This window comes from Actimicrobium sp. GrIS 1.19 (assembly GCF_035984655.1).
In the GTDB taxonomy this organism is placed as follows: Bacteria; Pseudomonadota; Gammaproteobacteria; order Burkholderiales; family Burkholderiaceae_D; genus Actimicrobium.
The window spans coordinates 1-1940 of record NZ_JAXCHT010000075.1 but is presented as its reverse complement, the minus strand read 5'-3'; the positions used below and the strand labels follow the sequence as shown (position 1 = coordinate 1940).

The 1940-nt window shown below is 61.0% G+C and carries 1 protein-coding gene and 1 pseudogene; one reads left to right on the top strand and one right to left on the bottom strand.

Features of this window, described 5'->3' with window-relative positions; all coding sequences use genetic code 11:
- Nucleotides 1–295 precede the first annotated feature (295 nt).
- Nucleotides 296–1765, top strand: a complete 1470-nt coding sequence (gene tnpC, locus RCH09_RS19540) for an IS66 family transposase (RefSeq protein ID WP_326942811.1) — start codon at nt 296–298, stop codon at nt 1763–1765.
- A 25-nt stretch (nt 1766–1790) separates the two neighbouring features.
- Here the strand turns inward: tnpC and RCH09_RS19535 are convergent.
- Nucleotides 1791–1937 (bottom strand): annotated as a pseudogene (locus tag RCH09_RS19535) (IS6 family transposase); the annotation flags it as partial.
- Between the last annotated feature and the right edge of the window lie 3 nt (nt 1938–1940).

The following is a 1940-nucleotide window of genomic DNA, read 5'->3' as shown; positions in this document are numbered from 1 at the left end:
GAAAGCCGCCTTGAATCGGTTCACCATCATGTTCGATGAGCGTATGCCGCAACATTAATCGATTTCCCGATTACACAAAATCGCGGACACCCTCAGTTCGCCATCGATGGCACCGTCATGTCATTTGCAAACTAGTTTTATGCCTTGGCATGACAAGTCCGTCCTGCTTAAACCGAAGCCATGTTCAGCACGGAAAATTCCGTCTCGTGCCGCACAACGCGACAGAACCGTTGCCGCCGCCATTGCATCGACTACCCACCAAATCCGGCAAGAAGCGCAAGCGACCATCACCCGCATGATCGAACAGATGGTGCTGGCACGGCACCGCCATTTCGGCGTGAGCTCGGAACAGCTACCGGGTCAGGCGCGCCTGTTCGACGAAGCCGAAGTCCTGGCGCAAACCAGTACCGCCGAACAAGATCTGGCGACCTTGCCGCCGCCGACGGTACCGCCAGCTGAATCGGTGCAGCCAGCCAAACGACCAGCGCGCGGCAAACGGCGTGCCTTGTCGGCAGAACTTGAACGTGTGGATGTCGTCCATGACGTACCGGAAACTGAACGCACCTGCCCGTGCGGCACGCCCATGGTCGAGATTGGGTGCGACATCAGCGAACAGCTCGACATCGTGCCGATGCAAGTGCGGGTACTGCGTCATGTGCGCAAGCGCTACGGCTGTCCTGGCAGCTTGCATGCTCCGGTCACGGCGGCTTTGCCGCCGCAGCCGCTGCCCAAGAGTAATGCCAGTGCCGACTTCCTGGCCATGCTGCTGGTGGTCAAATTCATCGATGGCTTGCCGCTCGCGCGTTTCGAATACGTGCTGGACCGACATGGCGTACCGGTACCGCGCCAGACGCTGGCGCGCTGGGTCATTGGTGCCAGTCGGTTGCTGCAGCCGTTGCATAACCTGCTGCGCGACCACCTCACCGACGGTGCGTTCATTCATATGGATGAAACCGTCGTGCAAGTGCTCAAGGAAGACGGCAAGACGCCCACATCGACTAGCTACATGTGGGTCCAGACCGGCGGGCCGCCGGACAAGCCGGTGGTGCTGTTTGATTACGATGCCAGTCGCGGCGGCGCGGTGCCGGTGCGCCTGCTCGACGGCTATCGCGGCTATCTGATGACGGACGGTTACGACGGCTACAACGCCCTGGCCAAGACCGATGGCATCAATCACCTGGCATGCTGGGCGCACGTGCGCCGCCGCTTCGTCGAGGCCGCGCGCGTTCAACCCAAAGGCCGGCGCGGACTGGCCGATGACGCTGTTGCGTTGATCGGCAAGCTCTATGGCATCGAGCGCGAACACAAGGACGCCACTGAGGCGGCACGCCTGCTGGCGCGCCAGCAGCACAGCCTGCCGGCGCTGGCGAGATTGCGTACCTGGCTTGACCAGACGCTGCCGGGCGTAACGCCCAAGAGCGCGCTGGGTACGGCACTGGCCTACCTGCAGAAATACTGGAGCCGCCTGACACGCTACACCGAACGCGGCGATCTGCCGATTGATAACAACCGCTGTGAGAACGCCATCCGGCCGTTTGTAATTGGCCGCAAAGCATGGCTGTTCTCTGACACGCCGGCCGGTGCACACGCCAGCGCGGTCATTTACTCGCTGCTGCAAACGGCCAAGGCCAACGGGGTCGAACCGTACCTGTGGCTGCGTCGGGTGTTGCGGGAGCTGCCGGCGGCCACGACGGTCAATGAAGTGGAGGCGCTGTTGCCTTGGAATTTCCATGACACGGAGTTGACCACTGTTGCTGGGGCTTGAATAGCCTGTGGTTTATGGAGCGCTTACGGTTGATCGACGAATGGTCAACCGACACACCACGCTCTTCCATCATCTCCTCGAGGTGCCGGTAACTCAGCGGGTAAGCCACATACCAGCGGATGCAGAGCAAGATCACGTCGGTCGGAAAGCGCATCCCTTTGAAGTTAAGCATCTC